This window comes from Nocardioides sp. YR527 (genome assembly GCF_900101045.1).
Classification (GTDB): domain Bacteria; phylum Actinomycetota; class Actinomycetes; order Propionibacteriales; family Nocardioidaceae; genus Nocardioides.
This window is the reverse complement of record NZ_FNFN01000001.1, coordinates 770,267-788,851: the sequence shown is the minus strand read 5'-3', so window position 1 is coordinate 788,851 and position 18,585 is coordinate 770,267. Positions and strand designations below refer to the sequence as shown.

At 70.5% G+C, this 18,585-nt stretch carries 15 protein-coding genes and 1 riboswitch; of the genes, 9 read left to right on the top strand and 6 right to left on the bottom strand.

Annotated features, from left to right (window positions below; all coding sequences use genetic code 11):
- Nucleotides 1-10 precede the first annotated feature (10 nt).
- From BLT25_RS03805 to gcvP, 7 genes are all read left to right on the top strand, one after another.
- A complete protein-coding gene (locus tag BLT25_RS03805; protein ID WP_143033622.1) occupies nt 11-1,330 on the top strand; it encodes a DUF881 domain-containing protein in 1,320 nt (439 codons plus the stop codon).
- 93 nt (nt 1,331-1,423) lie between these two features.
- Nucleotides 1,424-1,810: a glycine cleavage system protein GcvH gene (gene gcvH, locus BLT25_RS03800; RefSeq protein WP_091042490.1), complete on the top strand. Its 387-nt coding sequence runs from the start codon at nt 1,424-1,426 to the stop codon at nt 1,808-1,810.
- A gap of 101 nt (nt 1,811-1,911) precedes the next feature.
- Complete coding sequence (locus tag BLT25_RS03795; protein ID WP_091042036.1) at nt 1,912-2,394, top strand: FHA domain-containing protein; 483 nt, start codon at nt 1,912-1,914, stop codon at nt 2,392-2,394.
- Nucleotides 2,395-2,397: 3 nt separating this feature from the next.
- Nucleotides 2,398-3,150 (top strand): transcriptional regulator FtsR, encoded by a 753-nt coding sequence (locus tag BLT25_RS03790; RefSeq protein ID WP_091042035.1) that lies wholly within the window; start codon nt 2,398-2,400, stop codon nt 3,148-3,150.
- 64 nt (nt 3,151-3,214) lie between these two features.
- Complete coding sequence (locus BLT25_RS03785) at nt 3,215-3,682, top strand: bifunctional nuclease family protein (RefSeq protein ID WP_091042032.1); 468 nt, start codon at nt 3,215-3,217, stop codon at nt 3,680-3,682.
- Nucleotides 3,683-3,857: 175 nt separating this feature from the next.
- Entirely contained in the window at nt 3,858-4,475 is a 618-nt protein-coding gene (locus BLT25_RS03780) for a MerR family transcriptional regulator (protein WP_091042031.1), read from the top strand.
- Nucleotides 4,476-4,556: 81 nt separating this feature from the next.
- A riboswitch (glycine riboswitch) is annotated at nt 4,557-4,647 on the top strand.
- A gap of 64 nt (nt 4,648-4,711) precedes the next feature.
- Nucleotides 4,712-7,600, top strand: a complete 2,889-nt coding sequence (gene gcvP / locus BLT25_RS03775; RefSeq protein ID WP_091042028.1) for an aminomethyl-transferring glycine dehydrogenase — start codon at nt 4,712-4,714, stop codon at nt 7,598-7,600.
- Nucleotides 7,601-7,650: 50 nt separating this feature from the next.
- Here the strand turns inward: gcvP and BLT25_RS03770 are convergent, their stop codons facing one another.
- The 4 genes from BLT25_RS03770 to pepN all read right to left on the bottom strand — a co-directional run bounded on the left by BLT25_RS03770 (nt 7,651) and on the right by pepN (nt 15,699).
- Nucleotides 7,651-8,874, bottom strand: a complete 1,224-nt coding sequence (locus tag BLT25_RS03770) for an SGNH/GDSL hydrolase family protein (protein WP_091042026.1) — start codon at nt 8,872-8,874, stop codon at nt 7,651-7,653.
- A gap of 192 nt (nt 8,875-9,066) precedes the next feature.
- Nucleotides 9,067-11,988 carry an AAA family ATPase gene (locus BLT25_RS03765; protein ID WP_091042023.1) on the bottom strand — a complete coding sequence of 974 codons (2,922 nt, stop codon included), beginning with the start codon at nt 11,986-11,988 and terminating at the stop codon, nt 9,067-9,069.
- Nucleotides 11,988-13,187 (bottom strand): exonuclease SbcCD subunit D, encoded by a 1,200-nt coding sequence (locus BLT25_RS03760; RefSeq protein WP_176883573.1) that lies wholly within the window; start codon nt 13,185-13,187, stop codon nt 11,988-11,990. The genes BLT25_RS03765 and BLT25_RS03760 overlap by 1 nt, the downstream gene beginning before the upstream one ends.
- A gap of 61 nt (nt 13,188-13,248) precedes the next feature.
- Nucleotides 13,249-15,699, bottom strand: coding sequence for an aminopeptidase N (gene pepN / locus BLT25_RS03755; protein WP_091042019.1), 2,451 nt, complete (start codon nt 15,697-15,699; stop codon nt 13,249-13,251).
- Nucleotides 15,700-15,736: 37 nt separating this feature from the next.
- On the opposite strand from pepN, the gene BLT25_RS03750 reads away from it, so the two are divergent.
- The gene (locus BLT25_RS03750; protein ID WP_091042016.1) at nt 15,737-16,174 is read left to right on the top strand and encodes an OsmC family protein; all 438 of its coding nucleotides are present in this window, start codon (nt 15,737-15,739) and stop codon (nt 16,172-16,174) included.
- 13 nt (nt 16,175-16,187) lie between these two features.
- On the opposite strand, the gene BLT25_RS03745 is transcribed toward BLT25_RS03750, so the two are convergent.
- Entirely contained in the window at nt 16,188-17,249 is a 1,062-nt protein-coding gene (locus BLT25_RS03745) for an S-adenosylmethionine:tRNA ribosyltransferase-isomerase (RefSeq protein WP_091042015.1), read from the bottom strand.
- The gene (locus BLT25_RS03740) at nt 17,246-17,944 is read right to left on the bottom strand and encodes an SDR family NAD(P)-dependent oxidoreductase (RefSeq protein ID WP_091042012.1); all 699 of its coding nucleotides are present in this window, start codon (nt 17,942-17,944) and stop codon (nt 17,246-17,248) included. The genes BLT25_RS03745 and BLT25_RS03740 overlap by 4 nt, the downstream gene beginning before the upstream one ends.
- Before the next feature lie 61 nt (nt 17,945-18,005).
- Between BLT25_RS03740 and soxR the strand changes: the two genes are divergently transcribed.
- Nucleotides 18,006-18,479, top strand: a complete 474-nt coding sequence (gene soxR, locus BLT25_RS03735) for a redox-sensitive transcriptional activator SoxR (protein ID WP_091042011.1) — start codon at nt 18,006-18,008, stop codon at nt 18,477-18,479.
- Nucleotides 18,480-18,585: the final 106 nt, after the last annotated feature.

The following is an 18,585-nucleotide window of genomic DNA, read 5'->3' as shown; positions in this document are numbered from 1 at the left end:
GAGGCCCCCGGTGAAGCGGACCGCGGCCAAGCGGACCCCGGCGAAGAAGGCACCGGCGAAGAAGCCCGCCGAGCCCGCGGAGGAGGCCGTCACCGAGCCTGTGACCGACGACGGCGCCACACCCGAGACCTCCGAGGAAGGTACGCCGACGGCTGAGCAGGCGCCCGCAGAGTCTGTCGAGCCGACCGCCGCCGAGGCCGAGGAGCCGTCGGAGGCGGACGCACCCGACGAGGCTGCGTCCGATGAGGCTGCCGACGAGCCCGAGGAGCAGGAGCAGGCGGCCGAGGCCACCTCCGCCAAGGAGCCCGAGGAATCAGACGACGCGCCGGTCGAGTCCACCGACAAGGCGGACGATCTCGAACCTGCTGCGGCGGAGGCAGTCGAGCCGGAGGAGCCGGAGCAGCCGGAGGAGCCGGAGCAGCCGGAGGAGCCGGAGGCCGAGAAGGCCGATGAGCCCGCGGACAGCCCAGAGCCCGACGAGGTCGAGGATGCGGCCGGAGACGAGCGGCCCGAACAGGTCAACGAGGCCGAGGAGCTTCCGAAGACCCAGAAGGCCGAAGACGCTGACGAGTCGGACGAGCCCGAGGACGAACCCGAGGACGAACCCGGGGAGCCGGAGCCGCTGGTCGGCCGGGCGCGACTCTTCGACGCGCTCACCCACTTCCGGCGCGGCCAGGTGGCCGTGGCGGTCCTGCTCTGCGTACTCGGCTACGCCGCGGTGGTGCAGGTCCAGACGAACACCGAGGACTCGACGTACGCCGGTCTGCGTGAGCAGGAGCTGATCGACATCCTCTCCGGCCTGGCCGGCACCACGCAGAAGGCGCAGGAGCAGATCGAGGAGCTCGAGGGGACCCGCGACGAGCTCGAGGACCAGACCCTCCAGCAGCAGACCGCTCTCCAGCGTGCCGAGGAGCAGGTCGACACGCTGCGGGTGATCGCCGGGACGGTGCCGGTCAGCGGTCCGGGGATCACCATCGAGATCGACCCCGGCGCCGACCCGCTGCGGCTGACCGCGCTCCTCGACCTGATCGAGGAGCTGCGTACGAGCGGCGCCGAGGCGATGGAGATCGAAGGGGCCGACGGCGAGGCCGTACGCCTGGTGGCGTCGTCCTCGATCGAGGTCAGCCAGCCCGGCCAGGGGCTCAACGTCGGCGGCGAGCTGATCAGCCCGCCGTACCGCCTCAAGGTGATCGGCCCGCCCGACACGCTGGCCGGCGCGATCGACTTCTACCAGGGCCCGCAGGACCAGCTCGAGGAGCAGGGCGCGGAGGTCAAGGTGGAGCCGGAGGAGAAGATCGACATCGAGTCGATTCACACCGTGTCCCGCTGACGGTTTCGTCGGTGGGGCGCAGTAGGGTTTCGACAACCGGCTCGCGGGACGATCTCTCGCAGCCAGACAAGTACGCCTGATGAGGAGATGGCCGTGTACCCCGAGGACCTGAAGTACACCAGCGAGCACGAGTGGCTGCGCAACCCTGGCGAGACCGAGGGCTCCGTACGGGTCGGGATCACCAACTACGCCCAGGACGCTCTGGGCGACATCGTCTACGTGTCGATGCCGGCCGTCGGCGACACGATCACCTCGGGCGAGAGCTGCGGCGAGCTCGAGTCGACCAAGTCGGTCAGCGACATCTACGCGCCGATCTCCGGGGAGGTCGTCGCGGTCAACGGATCGCTCGACGCCACCCCCGAGCTGGTCAACGACGACCCCTACGGCGGTGGCTGGCTCTTCGAGGTCACCCCGGCCGACCCCACTGAGCTGGAGAGCCTCCTCGACGCCGCGGCGTACGAGGCATCACTCGACGCGTAACTCAACCGAACACCTGGGCCGACCTGATAGGTTGCGGTTACCATCCCTCAACGTTCACTTGAGGGTAGGTGTCCGGCCCTCGATGAACCTGGAGCTCAAAAATGTCCGTGTGCCCCGCTTGCGGCAGCCAGAACCCCGACGAAGCGCGGTTCTGCTCGCAGTGTGGCGTAAGCCTGACCGGGACCGACCAGACCTCGACGATTCAGCTCGGCGCTGATGCCGACACCTCTGACCGGGTGCTCAGCCCGATCGAGGCGGCCACCGTCGAGGCCCTGCCGAGGGGCAACGGCATGCTCGTCGTGCAGCGTGGTCCCGGTGCCGGAAGCCGCTTTCTGCTCGACCAGGACACCGTCGTCGCGGGTCGCCACCCGGACAGCGACATCTTCCTCGACGACGTCACCGTCTCGCGCCGCCACGCCGAGTTCGCGCGCACCGGTGACACCTTCGAGGTCTCCGACGTAGGCAGCCTCAACGGCACCTACGTCAACCGAGACCGGATCGAGAAGGTCGTCCTCAAGGACGGCGACGAGGTCCAGGTCGGGAAGTTCCGGCTCGTCTTCTACGCCGGGCACGAAGGGGCGTAACCGATGGCCGCCGCCGCGATGCCTGACCCTCAACGGCCGGCTAGCGACTCGGGGGAGCGGCTCAACATCGGGCAGGTCCTGGACCAGTTGCGTCCGGACTTTCCCACGGTCACGATCCCGAAGATCCGGTTTCTCGAGGACAAGGGACTGATCAAGCCGGAGCGTACGCCCGCGGGCTACCGCAAGTTCTCCCGCCGTGATGTCGAGCGGCTGCGCTACGTCCTGAGGATGCAGCGCGACCACTACCTGCCGCTCAAGGTCATCGGCGAGCACCTCGATGCGATCGACCGCGGCCTCGAGCCGCCGGCGATCGAGGCGACCGTGCCCACCGTCCCGACGGTCGCCCTGACGCCCAGCGGCGCGCCGGGGGCGGAGTCGTTCCGGCGTACGGACAGCATGAGGATCTCGCGGCGCGAGCTCCTCAAGGTGGCCGAGGTCGACGACGCGCTGCTGACCGAGCTGGAGAAGATGGCGCTGGTGGTGCCGCTGCGCAGCGGTCACTACGACACCGACGCCCTCGCGATCGCGCGCACGGCCAAGGAGCTGGCCGAGTTCGGTATCGAGCCTCGTCACCTGCGCGGCATGAAGGCCGCCGCCGACCGCGAGGTCGGTCTGATCGAGCAGATCGTGGCGCCGCTGCGGCGCCCCGGGAACGCCGGGGCGCAGGGTCGGGCCGAGGAGATCGGCAGCGAGATCGCCTCCCTGGCGGTCCGTCTGCACGCCACCTTGGTGAAGTCGGGCCTGCGCGACCGCTGACTCTGTTCGTGTCGCCGGTCAACCGGGCTGCTGCGGTGACCCGGAGACGGGTAGGGTGGATGACATGCGCGAGGTCGATGTGCTCGGAGTCCGAGTGGAGATGCCCTCCAACCAGCCGATCGTGCTGTTGCGCGAGGTGGCGGGTGAGCGATACCTGCCCATCTGGATCGGCGCGGTGGAGGCGACCGCCATCGCCTTCGCCCAGCAGGGCGTGGTTCCGCCTCGGCCGCTGACCCACGACCTGCTCAAGGACGTACTGGAGGCGACCGGCAACGAGCTGACCGAGGTGCAGATCACCTCGGTCACCGACCGCGTCTTCTACGCCAACCTGGTCTTCGCCTCCGGCGTCGAGGTCAGCGCTCGGCCTTCGGACTCGATCGCGCTGGCGCTGCGGACGGGGACCAAGATCGTGGTCTCGGACGAGGTCCTCGACGAGGCGGGGCTCGCTGTCCCGGCCGAGCAGGAGGACGAGATCGAGAAGTTCCGCGAGTTCCTCGACGAGATCACGCCCGAGGACTTCGAGTCTCACTGACGGAAACCCTCAAGTTCAACCTGAGGGTTAGCCCCGGCGACACGCCGGAGGGGTTCTTTGACCAGGGCCCTTGCGACGCTTACCTTGTAGTTGTCTCTGTTGTAACTCCAACGATGTGGTCCCCCCGCCGCAGCCGTTCATTCCCCGAGTGGAGTTACGCGCAACGGAGTAGACGATGGAGGACATCGTGTTCGACCACGAGCAGAAGCCCGGCCACGGCGCCGACGACGCGCAACGCGCGGCGGAGCAGGCTGACGAGCAGGGCCTTCTCTTCACCGACGATGTCTCGCCCCTGCCGAGCGACACCGGTTACCGCGGCCCGACGGCTTGCAACGCTGCCGGGATCAGCTACCGCCAGCTCGACTACTGGGCCCGCACCGGTCTGGTGGAGCCGAGCGTGCGCGGGGCCACCGGCTCCGGCACCCAGAGGCTCTACTCCTTCCGAGACATCCTGATCCTCAAGGTCATCAAGCGGCTCCTCGACGCCGGGATCTCGCTGCAGCAGATCCGCGCAGCCGTGCAGCACCTGCGTGAGCGTGGCACCGACGACCTGACCCGCGTCACCCTGATGAGCGACGGCGCCTCGGTCTACGAGTGCACCAGCAACGACGAGGTCATCGACCTGCTCCAGGGCGGGCAGGGAGTCTTCGGCATCGCCATCGGCGGCGTCTGGCGCGAGATCGAGGGCACCCTCTCCGAGCTCCCCAGCGAGCGTACGGCCGAGGACGGCGAGCAGGTGGCCTCCATGTCCGACGAGCTCTCCGCCCGTCGCGCCGCGCGCAACGCCGGGTGACGTAGCACTCAGTCGACACAGGACCCCGAGGTCCCGCAAGGCGGGACCTCGGGGTCCTGTCGTTTATGCTGGTGGTGCTGACCATCCCGCACGGGAGAGCTCCTCTCGAAGGAGCGCCGAAGGGGCAATTCCTCCCCGGAAACTCTCAGGCACCCACGACTGTGCGGACCAGGCAACTCTGAAGCGGTGCATCCGCGCGTGACAGAGGGGGAGGGCGTACGAGTTGTCTTACTTAGATGCCCTCAGGAGCCACTGTGTCCGACACGCCCACCCTGTCCGAGCTCGACGCCGCCTCCCCGTTCGTGGAGCGCCACGTCGGACTCTCGGCCGCTGACGAGGCGACCATGCTCGCGCGGCTCGGATACGACTCGGTAGCCGCGATGATGGACGCAGCCGTCCCGGCGGGGATCCGCTCGGTCGAGTCGCTGGACCTGCCGGCCGCGTTGAGCGAGGCCCAGGTCGCGTCGCTGGCACGGGAGATCGCAGCCTCCAACAAGCCCGGAGAGGCGATGATCGGGCTCGGCTACCACGCCACCGTGACGCCGCCGGTGATCCGGCGCAACGTGCTCGAGGACCCGAGCTGGTACACCGCCTACACGCCCTACCAGCCCGAGATCTCCCAGGGCCGCCTCGAGGCGCTCATCAACTTCCAGACCATGGTTGGCGACCTGACCGGTCTGCCGGTGGCCAACTCCTCGCTCCTGGACGAGGGCACCGCGGCCGCCGAGGCGCTCGCGCTGGTCCACCGGGCCAACCGGAAGGGATCCGGTCCCTTCGTCATCGACGCCGACGCCCTGCCGCAGTCGATCGAGGTCGTGAAGGTGCGCGCCGAGGCGATGGGCCTCGAGGTCGTCGTGGCCGACCTCTCGAAGGGCCTGCCCGAGGGCGACATGATCGGCGTGCTGGTGCAGTACCCCGGCGCCTCCGGTCGGGTCCCCGACCTCAAGCCGGTCATCGACGCCGCCCACGAGCGGGGCGCGCTCGCCGTCGTTGCCGCCGACCTGCTCGCGCTCACCGTCCTGGAGGCGCCCGGCACCCTCGGCGCCGACGTCGTCGTCGGCTCGACCCAGCGCTTCGGCATCCCGCTCTTCTACGGCGGCCCGCACGCCGGCTACATGGCGGTCCACGAGGGGATCGAGCGGCACCTGCCCGGTCGCCTGGTCGGCGTCTCCGTCGATGCCGAGGGGCGGCCCGCGTACCGCCTCGCTCTGCAGACCCGCGAGCAGCACATCCGGCGCGAGAAGGCGACCTCCAACATCTGCACCGCGCAGGTGCTGCTGGCCGTCGGCGCTTCGATGTACGCCGTCTACCACGGCCCCGCCGGGCTGCGGTCGATCGCGACCCGCGCACACCGCTACGCCGCCGTCCTTGCCGCCGCCCTGAAGTCGGCCGGGCTCCCGCTGGTCTCGGAGACCTTCTTCGACACGCTGGGTGTCACCGTCCCCGGGCGGGCGGCCGATGTCGTCGCCGCGGCGCGTCGTTTCGGCGTACATCTTCGTCTCGTGGACGCCGACACCGTCGGCATCTCGACCTCGGAGGCGACCACCCGCTCGACCCTGTCGGCCGTGCTGAACGCGTTCGGCGTCTCGGGCGCGGACCTGGACGAGGTCGACCGCACCACGCCCAGCGCGCTGCCCGACGGTCTCCTTCGCACCACCGACTACCTCACCCACGAGGTCTTCAACGCGCACCACAGCGAGACCCAGATGCTGCGCTACCTGCACAAGCTCGCCGCGCGCGACTACGCGCTCGACAAGGGCATGATCCCGCTCGGCTCGTGCACCATGAAGCTCAACGCGACCACCGAGATGGAGCCGATCTCGCTGCCCGGCTTCGCCGACCTGCACCCCTTCGTGCCCGCCGAGGACGCCGCCGGCTACACGCGTCTGGTCGGGGAGCTGGAGGGCTGGCTGGCCGAGGTCACCGGCTACGACAAGGTCTCCATCCAGCCGAACGCCGGCTCGCAGGGCGAGTTCGCCGGCCTGATGGCGATCCGTGGCTACCTGGACGCGCAGGGCCAGGGTCACCGCAAGATCTGCCTGATGCCTTCCTCGGCGCACGGCACCAATGCCGCCTCGGCCGTGATGGCCGGGATGAAGGTCGAGGTCGTGAAGTCGTCGGAGGACGGCACCGTCGACCTCGACGACCTGCGGGCGAAGCTCGAGGCTCACGGCGAGAACGTCGCCGCGATCATGGTGACCTACCCCTCGACCCACGGGGTCTACGAGGAGGGCATCACCGAGGTCTGCTCGCTGGTGCACGAGGCCGGCGGTCAGGTCTACATCGACGGCGCCAACTTCAACGCGCTCCTGGGCTACGCCAAGCCCGGCGAGTTCGGCGGCGACGTCTCCCACCTCAACCTCCACAAGACCTTCTGCATCCCGCACGGCGGTGGTGGCCCGGGCGTCGGCCCGGTCGCGGTCCGCTCCCACCTGGCGCCCTACCTGCCCTCGCACTCCCTGCACCCCGACACCTCGAAGCGCTCGGGCATCGGTGCGATCTCGGCCGCTCCGTACGGCTCGGCCGGCATCCTGCCGATCTCGTGGGCCTACGTCCGGCTCATGGGGGCCGAGGGTCTGACCCGGGCCACCTCGGCCGCGGTGCTGTCGGCCAACTATGTGGCCTCGCGTCTGAACGAGCACTTCCCGGTGCTCTACCGCGGCGAGACCGGCCTGGTCGCGCACGAGTGCATCCTCGACCTGCGGCCGATGACGAAGGAGACCGGTGTCACCGTCGACGACGTCGCCAAGCGGCTCATCGACTACGGCTTCCACGCCCCGACGATGTCCTTCCCGGTTGCCGGCACGCTCATGGTTGAGCCCACCGAGTCCGAGGACCTCGCCGAGCTGGACCGGTTCATCGACGCGATGATCGCGATCAAGGGTGAGGTCGACCGGGTCGCCTCGGGTGAGTGGACCGCCGAGACCTCGGTCCTCCGCGGTGCCCCGCACACCTCCCGCGCCCTCGTCGGCGACTGGGACCGCGCCTACTCCCGCGAGGAGGCCGTCTTCCCGCGCGGCATCGACCCGGACAAGTACTGGCCGCCGGTGGCCCGCATCGACAACACCTACGGCGACCGCAACCTGATCTGCTCCTGCCCGCCCGTGGAGTCCTTCGCCGAGTGACCCTTCGCCGAGTCGGCTCGTCATGACGAGCCGACTCGGCGGCTTTGTCGTCAGCTGAGGGACATGTTGGGCTCGCCGTTGGCGTTGAGGCCGGTGCCGTGGGTGCAGGTGCCGGAGCGCGGCGTACCGGCGTTGTAGGCCTGGCGCAGGCAGTTGCGCAGGGCGAGCTGGCCCCAGTAGTTGGGGTGCAGGCTCTCCTGGATGTAGTAGTTCCCGCCCGCCGTGGAGACGGTGCGGATCTGGTTGACCCACTCGGTCTTGTCGACCGCGCCGGTGGCGCGCCAGCTGGACAGGCCCTGAGCCTCGACGAGGCCCACAGTGCTCTCGCACAGCCGGCGTCCGGCGAACGCGCCGGAGACGTTCAGCGTCTTGATGTTGGTCAGGCCCGAGTCGGCGGCCGCACCGGAGATCGCGTTGTTGATGGTCGGCAGGATCGTGTTGTACGCGTAGTCGGCGTCGGCGTTCCAGAAGCCGCAGCCGCCGGTACTCTGCCGGGTGTAGCCCGACTCGCTGTAGCGGTAGACCGAGGAGGTTGCCAGCGGTGAGGGCACGTTCTGGACGATGAGGGTCCAGGCGTTGTCGGCGTAGCCCGCGTTGCGCATGGCCGTGCGTACGTTCTGGAAGGCCGTCGCGATCCGCGCGCGGACCGCGGCGACGTTGCCGGCGGCCATCGCACTGGTGACCACCGAGTCGTCCTTGCAGTAGTCCTTGAACCACGACGAGGAGGTCAGGAAGTTCTGTACGCACTGGGTGACGATGGCGGCGAAGTTGAAGTCGTTGCCGCCGATGCCGATCGTGACGGCCTTGACGTTGTGGGTCGTCGCGAAGTTCTGCAGCATGAGTGCCTGGCCCTGGTTGCCGCCGCTGGAGTAGAAGTCGACGCCGGGCTTGAAGTAGCCGTCGCTGCTCGTGGTCGTGCTGACCATCGCACCCGAGCAGGCCAGGTTGAGCCCGTTCACGCCTCCGCCGAGGTAGGCCTCGGCAGCGGTGCTGCGGTGGCACCGGTTGATCGTCTCGGCGGTGTGGCCGGCGTTGTCGAAGTACGTCGCGCTGCCGCCTGCGTCGACCAGCGACTCGCTGCTGTTGCTGTTGCCGGCCCAGCGGCCGGCCTCGCCCGAGACGTAGCTGTCACCGACGGTGACCATCCACGGCGTACCGCTGCCGGGGCCGTCGGCGTGCGCTGGTGAGGCCATCAACGAGGTGGCCGAGAGGAGGGAGGCGGGCAGGAGAAGCGTTGCGGCAACCTTCGCGACGCGAGCGATGAGACGGGGCACGGAAACCTCCGGTCGAATCTGGGGCAGGCCTCCGCGGCGCGGAGCGGCCTCAGATTAGAGACGCAGATCACGTGGTGGGAATAGGCTGGAAGTAATACCTGTCGAGCGCCAGGCAAATTTTCGCCCGTAGATCCAGGAATGTGCCTGAGATCTTCCGGCGACACGGCCCGTTCCAGACGAACCGAGCGGTGCTCAGCCGTCGCAGACCTGCAACGTGGACCCGCCACGGCCCTTCGTGACCGCGAGCTGGGTGGGGATGCGCTCGCGCATCTCGGTGACGTGGCTGACCACGCCGATGATGCGGCCACCCTCGCGGAGCGTGTCGAGGACGTCGAGTACGTCATCGAGGGTGTCGGCGTCCAGGGAGCCGAAGCCCTCGTCGACGAAGAGCGTGTCGAGCATCTGGCCGCCGGCTTCGTTCATGATCACGTCGGCCAGGCCGAGCGCCAGCGCGAGGGAGACCACGAAGGTCTCGCCGCCCGACAGGGTGGCCGGGTCCCTCGACTCGCCGGACCAGTCGTCGCGGACCAACAGCGCGAGGCCGCCGCGGCGGTCGCCGGCGCCCTTGGCCGCTGAGTGCTCCAAGGCGTAGCGCTGGTCGCTCATCTTCGCCAGCCGCTCGTTGGCGGCGGCGACGACCTGGGTGAGGCGGTAGGCGACGACGTAGGCCGACAGGCTCATCTGGAGCTGGTTGTCGCTGCTCTTGCCCTCGGCGAAGGAGGCGATCCGGGCAGCGACCTCGAGGTCGTCGCGTACGGGAGCCCAGGCCGAGAGCGCGCTGGTCAGGTCGCGTTGCAGGGAGTCGAGGCGAGCGGCCCGGTTGGCGGCGGTGTCGGCTGCCGAGCGGGCGGCGTCAGCGGCATCGGCGGCCTTGCGGTGGGCGGTGGCGAGCGTCGGCAGGTCCGGCTCGTCGGTGGCCAGGACCTCGGCGGCGCCGGGGGAGTCGAGCGTCGCCCGGGCGGCCGCCAGGCTGTCGGCGTACGTCTTGATCTGGCTGTTCAGCGCCGCAACCCGCTCCGGTGCCAGCGCGGCGGCGAGGGCGCTCTGGGGCGTGTCGAAGCCTGCCCGGACCGCGGTGGCGGTGAGGGTGCGCTCGGCCGCGGCGAGCGCTTCGGCGGCACGGGTGGCCGCCTCGAGCCGCTCGAGGCTCGTGGTCGCCTCGCGCTGGTCGCGCTCGAGCGTGGTGAGCAGGGCGTCGAGATCCGGGTGGTCGCCGCGGACGTCGGTCAGCTGCTCCTCGAGACGCTCGCGCTCGTCGGTGAGGTGGCGCAGCGTGGTCTCGAGTTCAGCGGTGCGGGTCTCCAGCTCGGCCCGGAGCGTGGCCGATCGGGCCCGGGTCTCCTCGGCGGCGGTGAGTTCGGCGCGCAGGCTCGGCTCGCGGGCGGCCGTACGCTCCAGGACGGCCAGACGCTCGGTCATTGACGCACCCGGCTCGTCGGTCCCTCCAACAGCCTCCTGCGCGAGCTGCAGACGGGTGGTGAGGTCGCGCACGTGCTGGTCGCGGGCATGCTCCTCGGCGCTGGCGTTGTCGTAGGTCGCCTGGGCCGCCTTCTCGGCCGCAGCGTCGGGGGCGCCGTCGGCGGGGGAGGCCTTGTGGGGATGCTCGTGGGACCCGCACACCGGGCAGTCCGCGCCGACGGCGAGTGCGCCGGCGAGCTCGGCGGCGATGCCGTCCAGCCGGGCCTGGCGTACGTCGAGATAGCGGGTGCGCGCCTCCATCGCGGCCGTCCGTGCCGACTCGTGCCTGGCTCGGGCGTCGCGGAGCTCCTGGGTCAGCCGGCGGACCTCGGTGACCGCTGCGACCTGGGCGCGCAGCACCGGGATCGCCGCGACGGCCTCGGTGGCCGCCGCAAGGTCCGCCGCGAGGGCCTCGGCCTGCTGCGGCAGCTCCTCGGCGAGCCGAGCCTGCTCGCGGGCCTGGGCGAGGAGGCGCTCGCGTTGAGTGCCGGTGGACGCGAGCTCGCGGGTGACCTCGCTCAGACGCCGCTGGACCGGCACCAGGGCGCGAGCCTGCGCGAGCCGCGCCGAGATCCGGTCCACGGCCGCCTTGGCATCGGTCACGGTCAGGTCGCTCGGGGCGAGCGAGGCGGCCCTGGCGTGCTCGCGCCGAGCCTGGTCGGTGAGCTCGCTGACCCCGGCCACGGCCTCGGCACGCTGGGCGGACTCGACGCGGCGTACGCGTTCCTCCTGCTCCGGGGCCGCTGCGACCAGACGGCTCTCGGCGGCGGCAGCCGCCCGGAGGCCGCGCTGCTTCTCCGCCATCGCGCGGGCGGCGTCGAGGGCGGCGAGGGTCTCCGACTCGGCGGCCAGGGCCTCCATCGCGGCGCCGGAGGTGACGGCCTGGGACTCGGTGGCTTCCTCGGCCAGAGCGCGGGCCCAGGTGGCGATCGCGCCGTCTCCGGCGGGGAGGCCGAGGTCGTGGACGTCCCAGTCGTCGGGGAGCGTGACGGCCGCGGTCTCGCTGATCCGGCTGACCACCTCGGCGACACCGGCGTTGAGCTCCTCCGAACGCCGCCGGAGCTCGACGCGACGCTCACGCAGCCAGCGCTCGACATCGGCGAAGCGCTCGGTGCGGAAGAGTCGCTCGAGCAGCCGCTTGCGCTCCTCGGCGCTGGAGCGGAGGAACGCCTGGAAGCGGCCCTGAGGGAGCATCGCGACCTGCACGAACTGCGTCAGCGTCATCCCGAGGAGGTCCGAGACCAGGTGGCCGGCCTCGTCGAGTCGGGTGGTGAGGGTGCGCCACTCCTCGCCGACCTGCTCCATGAGCACGACCGAGGCCTGCTGGGTCGTGGTGCCGGAGCCGCGCCGCTTGGGCCGCTCCCAGGAGGGGGATCGGGTGATCCGGAAGCGTCGCTGGGCCAGCGTCGCCTCCAGGACGACCCGGGTCGCGACCTCGGCCGGGGCCCGATCGCTGCGCAAGCGCTTCGCGACCGAACGGTCTCCGGGGACGTCGCCGTAGAGCGCGAAGCAGACCGCGTCCAGGACGCTCGTCTTCCCGGCTCCGGTGGCACCGGAGAGCAGGAAGAGCCCCGCCTCGGAGAGCTGGTCGAAGTCGACGCTCACCGTGCCCGTGAACGGGCCGAACGCGGCGACCTCCAAGTGGTGAAGGCGCATCAGAAGAGCACCTCGAGCCACTCCTCTTCCTCGGCGCCGCCGGAGCGCGAGTCGAGCGAGTCGACCTCGGGGTCCTCACAGCAGGCGTCCACGGCGGTCTGCAACAGTGCCAGCTCGGCCCTGGCCGCGGGCTCGCCGCGAAGCTCGGCGACGAACTCGGTGACCAGGTCGATGTCGCGTCGCGGCCGGGACGGGTCGGGCTGGGACAGGGCACCCAGGACGGGCGCGGTCGACTCGAACCCCAGCACGAGCGTGTGCGGGAAGCGACGGCGCAGGCGCTCCATCGCCTGGGCGGGGCGGATCCGGTCGGTCAGGGTGATCTGCAGCCAAGAGGTCTCGTGGACCTCGTGGCGCGGGTCGCTCAGCAGCTCCTCGAGGGTGCCGCGCAGCCGGGCGAGCTTCCGCGGGACCGGGGCTTCGACGAACTCGCTCGCCACGAAGCCGGACTCGTCGAGGTCGATGAGCCAGGAGCCCTTGAGGTGGTTGGCCTCGGAGAAGGAGTAGGCCAGCGGGGAGCCGCTGTAGCGCACCGTGTCGGTGATCGTGTGGCGGCCGTGGAGGTGGCCGAGAGCGGCGTAGGAGATGTCCTCGAAGAGGCTGGCGGGGACCATCGAGACGCCGCCGACGGAGATGTCGCGCTCGGAGTCGGAGGGCTCGGCACCGGTGACGAAGGCGTGGGCCATCACCACGCTGCGGCCACCCCGGCCATCGAGGTCGGCCCGGACCCGCCTCATCGCCTCACCCAGCGCCGCCTGGTGGGAGCGCGACTCCAAGCCCCAAGACGCCCTGGCGGCGTCGGGATCGAGGTAGGGGAGACCGTAGAAGGCCACCTCGCCGTGCTCGTCGGGGAGCATCACCGGGCGGCCGACGCCGGCCAGATCGGTGCGGATGAAGATGCCGGCGGCGTCGATCAGCTCGGACCCGAAGCCCAGCCGCTGCGCGGAGTCGTGGTTGCCGCTGGTGATGACGACCTTCGCCCGCGAGGCCGCGAGCCGGGAGAGCGCCTCCGAGGCCAGCCGCACCGCGTCGACCTGCGGAAGCGCCCGGTCGTAGACGTCGCCGGAGACGCACACCACGTCTACCGATCCCTGCTCCACCACGGAGAGGAGATGGTCGACGTACGCCGCCTGGTGCCCGAGCATGCCCTCCCGGTGGAAGGACCGGCCCAGGTGCCAGTCGGAGGTGTGCAGGATCCGCATGAAACGAAAACTATCGGTGAGCACGGACAGTCTTGCCCCCGACTCACCGCCGGAGCGTCGGCTACGCGGGATAGGTCACCTTGATCGCCAGCTGCCGCTGCAGGTTGTCGGCAGCGTCCGAGACCCGACGGCGTACGCCTGGGTCCAGGTCCAGCTCGATGACCGCCCGCGCGGCAGCGAGCGTCTCCTCGGTCACCGAACCGCTCGGGAAGAACGCCTCGGCGGCCTCGGCCAGGCTCCAGCCGGACCGCTTCTCGGCGGTGGCGGGAAGCTCGGCGAAGTAGCGCTCGACATAGCCCGCGGTGAGCTCGGCCGGACCGGTCCAGAACGCCCGCCCGGCGGCCAGGATGTCGTAGTTGGGCAGGTCGGTCTCGCCGGTGAACACCGACCAGCCGTACGCCTTCGCCTCCGCGTCTGGAATGCTGACCAGCGCGCCGTTGAGGTGGATGCGGGCCTCGTTGGCCGGCTCCGCGTCGTACGCCGCCTGCAGCTCCGAACGATCCGCGAACCCGTTCTCGGCGAGCTTGGCCAGGATGCGCCAGCGCAGGTCGAGGTCGGTCTCGATCCCGGCCGGGGGAGTGGCGAGCCATTCCCGCAGCAGGGACTCGGAGGTGGCCGAGCGGATCGCGGTGCGGTAGGCCGAGAGCTGGAGCTCCGAGCCCGGAGCGACCTGGTCGAGCTTGCGGAGAGCCGCCTCGTGCAGCCGCTCGCGCGCCCCGGCGGGGGCGAGCGGCACGACCGCGCCGAAGAGCCACGGCATGGTGCGCCGCGGGCTGTCCTCGACGTCCTCGACCGGCAGCGAGGCCTCGGCGATGTCGACGACGTCGGCCGGGTCGACCGCGGCGTTGAACCAGGCGCTGCGCAGGTTGTTCCACACTCCGGCGCGCAGGCCGCCGTCGGTCACGTCCGGCAGTGCCGCCTTGAGCGCCTGCACGGTCTCCCAGTCGGGGATGGCGGAGGCCCAGGTGTCGTCGTAGGGGTCGAGGATGACCGCGTTGGCGGCGACCTGGAGCGGAGTCTTGTCGCCGTTGACGGTGATGTCCTGGGTGGTCCACTGCGTGCCGTTGAGGATCGCCGCCCGGAAGGTGTGGGAGCGCTCGGCGGGGTGCCGCGACGGAGCGGTGCGGTTGACGACCATCTTGCCCGGGTCCCACGAGAGCGTGTCCGGGCCGGCCTTGAGCAGCCACTGGGAGGTGAAGGTGTCGAGGTCGAACGCGACCCCCGCCTCTTCGGCAGCGCGCGCCCAGGACGCGAACAGGTCATGCATCGTCGCGTTGCCGAACCGGTGCCGGGTGAAGTGGTCGATCGCGCCCGCGAAGAAGACGTCGTCGCCCAGGGATGCGGCGAGCTGGCGCAGGATCGCCGAGCCCTTGGAGTAGGAGATCCCGTCGAAGTTCTGCAGCGCCGAGACGGCGTCCTCGGCGCCGTTCCCGGCGACCGAGTGCGTCGAGCCGCGCTGGTCGGCGGTCAGACCCCACTGGCGGCGGGCGTAGGACATGTCGGCCCAGGCGTCGTCGTACTCGGTGACGTCGGCGGTCACCCGGTTGCCCATGTATTCGGCGAACGACTCGTTGAGCCACAGGTCGTCCCACCACTGCGGCGTGACCAGGTCGCCGAACCACTGGTGGGCCATCTCGTGGGCGACCGTGGTGGCGCGCTGGATCCGCATGCCACGGGTCACCCGCGAGGTGAAGACGAGGGGGTCGCGGAAGGTCACGCAGCCCGGGTTCTCCATCGCGCCGGCGTTGAACTCCGGCACGAACGCCTGGTGGTAGTTGCCGAACGGGTAGCGGATCCCGAAGAGCCGGTGGAACTCGTCGAAGCACTGCTTGGTGATCGTGAAGAGCTCCTCGGCGTCCTTGTCGAGGTCGGCGGCGATGCTCTGCCGCGAGCTCAGCGACAGCGGGATCCCGTCATGCTCGTCATGGATCATGTGCCACGGGCCGGCGACGAGCGTGACGAAGTACGTCGAGAGCGGCTGGCTCCGCTCGAACTCCCAGGTCCCGGGCTCGGTCTGGGTGCCAGGTGCGTTGCCGATCACCGTCCAGTCGTGCGGTGCGGTCACGTGGAAGGTGTAGGGCGCCTTCAGGTCGGGCTGGTCGAAGCAGGCGAAGATCGTCGGCGCGGCGTCCATGAAGCACATGCCGTAGACGTAGGCCCGCCCGTCGGCCGGGTCGACGCTGCGGTGGAGCCCCTCGCCGTCGTTGCGGAACGGCATCGTGGCTTCTACGACGAGCTCGTTCGGGCCCTCCTGCGTGCTGATCGGGAGACGCCCCTTGGCGAGCATGGCCGGCTCGATCGGAGCCCCGTTGAGGCTGATCCGCTCGACCGAGACCGGCTTCAGGTCGAGGAAGGTCGGTCCGCCCCTGGAGGTGAACCGGATCGTCGTCACGGAGCCGAACGTCTCCTCGCTCGAGCCGAGATCGAGGCGTACGTCGTAGTCCTCGATGTTCAGCAGGCTGGCGCGGGCGGCGGCCTCGTCTCGGCGCAGGGGCAGACTCTGGGTGCTCACGTCGCACAGGCTAACGGGCGGATGGCAGTCTTACCCCATGACTTCTGATGCGGCAGACCAGCGCTCGGTTTCTCTGGAGAAGATCGGCGAGCACCGCTTCCGCGCGACCAACGCGCGCGGCGGCACCGTGGTGATCGGCCACGGCGACGACCCCGACTTCACCCCGGTCGAGCTGCTCCTCGCCGCCCTGGCCGGCTGCAGCGCCCTGGACGTGGACTTCATCACCGCCAAGCGGTCCCCGATGGAGACCTTCGAGGCCCTTGCCGCGGGCACCAAGATCCGCGACGAGCAGGGCAACCGCCTCGTCGACCTCTCGGTCACCTTCGACATCACCTTCCCCGAGGGCGAGGCCGGCGACGCTGCCCGCAAGGTCCTCCCGGACGCGATCAAGAAGTCCGAGACCCGGCTGTGCACCGTCGGCCGCACCGTCGCCGTCGGCACCCCGGTGAGCTACGGCGAGGGCGCCCTGTCCTAGCCCGCCTCGGCGATCACGGGAGCAGGAGGGCGGAGTCGCCGAACTCGTGCCACAGGTAGCCGTCAGCGGCGGCGGCATCGTAGGCCGCCTGGGTGAGCTCGGGACCGGCGACCGCCTCGACCAGCAGCAGATGGCTGGCCTGCGGGTCGTGCCAGCCGGTGATGAGCCCGTTGACGACGTACGGCGGGTTGGCCGGTGTGATGACCCGGTCGGTCCAGCCGCTCGCCGCCCTGACCGCGCCCGTCGCGGGGATGACCGCCGACTCGAGGGCCCGGGTGACGGTGGTGCCGGCCGCGACGATGCGGCCACCGGCGTACCTGGTCTGCTCCACCAGCCGTGCCGTGGTCTCGGAGACCTCGAACCACTCCGCGCCGGGGGCCTCACCGGCCTCCTGGGAGGAGACGCCGGTGTGCAGGGTGATGGGCGCGATCTGGATCCCGCGGGTGACCAGCTCGGTGACCAGCGGGTGGGTGAACGGGCGCGCGGCCGACGGCATCTCGGCGCTCCCGGGGCGGTGCCCGAAGATCGTCTGGTAGGCGGAGAGCGGATAGCGCCGGTCGAGATAGCCGTACGCGATCGGGCGGCCGGCATGCTCGAGTTCGGCGGCCACGTCGCCGGTGACCTGGGCGCGCCACAGCCGGTTGCCCGCGCCGGTGGGGGAGGAGGCGCGACCGTCGGGGTAGGGCTCCCGCAGGGTGACTCGCAGGCCCGCGGTGACGATCACGTCGCCCTCGGCGGCGTCGAGCACGGACCGCGAGGCGTCCGGGGCCGAGCGGATCTCCACGGCCCAGCCGGTGTCGAGGCGCTGGGCGAGGTGGAGTACGACCCGGCCGCGCCCGACTATGTCTGCGTCGAGCTGGCGAGCCTCGGTCACCGAGTCGTTGACCACGACCAGGTCGCCGGGGGAGAGGTGGTCGGCAAGATTGCGGAACAGAGCATGTCGTACGCCGCCAGGGGTCGCCACGAGCAGGCGCACCCCGTCACGTTCGATGCCGCGCCACTCCGCGGGCGCGGGGGCCGTCGTGTCGTCGGGGGCAGGGAAGCTGGTGGTCGGTCGTTCGGCGAGCATGGTCATCGGGTTGCTCCAGTCGGTGCGAGATCGGTGGCGCGGTAGCGCCCGGTGGGCTCGTCGCCTGCGAGCAGCGCGAGCAGGTGCGGAACGACCGATTCCGGCAGCGGTCGGTCGGAGATGTCCTCGCCGGGGAAGGCGTCCTGGTGCATGGCGGTGCGCATGTCGCCGGGGTCGACGGCGTACGCGCGGATGCCGTTCTCCTCGCCGAGGGTGAGGATCAGGTGGTCCAACGCGGCCTTGCTCGCGGCGTACGTCCCCCAGGTCGGGTAGTGCTCGACCGCCGCGTCGCTCGAGATGCCGATGAGGGTCCCGCGCGAGGCGATCAGGTAGGGGAGGAGTCGCTGGGTCAGGGTGAGCGGGGCGAGCAGGTTCGTCTCGAGCACGCGCGAGAAGAGGCTCTCGGGGACCTCGGCCAGGGGAAGCATCGGGCCGAGCTCGCTGGCGTTGTGCACGAGCAGGTCGAGGCGCCCGTGCCGGGCGACGGCGGCGGCGATCGCGTCCTGATGGTCGAGATCGCGTACGTCGCCGCTCAGCGTCGTCACCCGAGCGCTGCCCGGCAGTGCGGCATGGAGACGGTCGGCGTCGCGGGCGTCGGTGACGACGCTCCAACCCTTGTCGATGAGCGAGGTCGCGAGGGCGAGCCCGAGCCCCGCGGATCCGCCGGTGATGACGGCTACTTCGTTGTCTGATCTGTTCATGCCCCCTAGGATTCAACCTAAAGTGAACTTGATATCAAGGGCTGTGACAGAAAAGAGTGAGATGAACACCCATGACCTGCTCACGATGGGCGAGGTGACCCGGCGCAGCGGCTATGCCGCCTCCGCGGTTCGTTACTACGAGACCCAGGGCCTGATCCAGGCTCAGCGGTCGGCCGGGGGACAGCGTACGTTCGAGCGCAGCGTCCTGCGCCGCCTCGCCTTCATCAGGGCGGCCGCCAACGTCGGGCTGTCGCTGGACGAGATCAAGGCCGAGCTCGACTGCCTGCCAGGGGACCGGACCCCCACCAAGGCCGACTGGGCCCGGATGTCGAAACACTGGCGCCGCCGCCTCGAGGAGCAGATCCACGCCCTCGAGCGCCTCCGCGACAACCTCGACTCCTGCATCGGCTGCGGCTGCCTCTCCCTGCAGCGCTGCGGCATCTCCAACCCCGGTGACGCCGCCGCTGCCCAGAGCACCGGCGCGGCCTATCTCCCGAAGGTCCTCCGCCGCGACCCACCCCGCCGCCGCCCCTGACCGGCCGAAGCGTCACCCCGGTCGGCCGAAGCGTCACTGGCGTCGGCCGAGATGTCACCTACGTGCCTACTCGGCCGACGTACGTGACGTCTCGCCCGACCGGGGT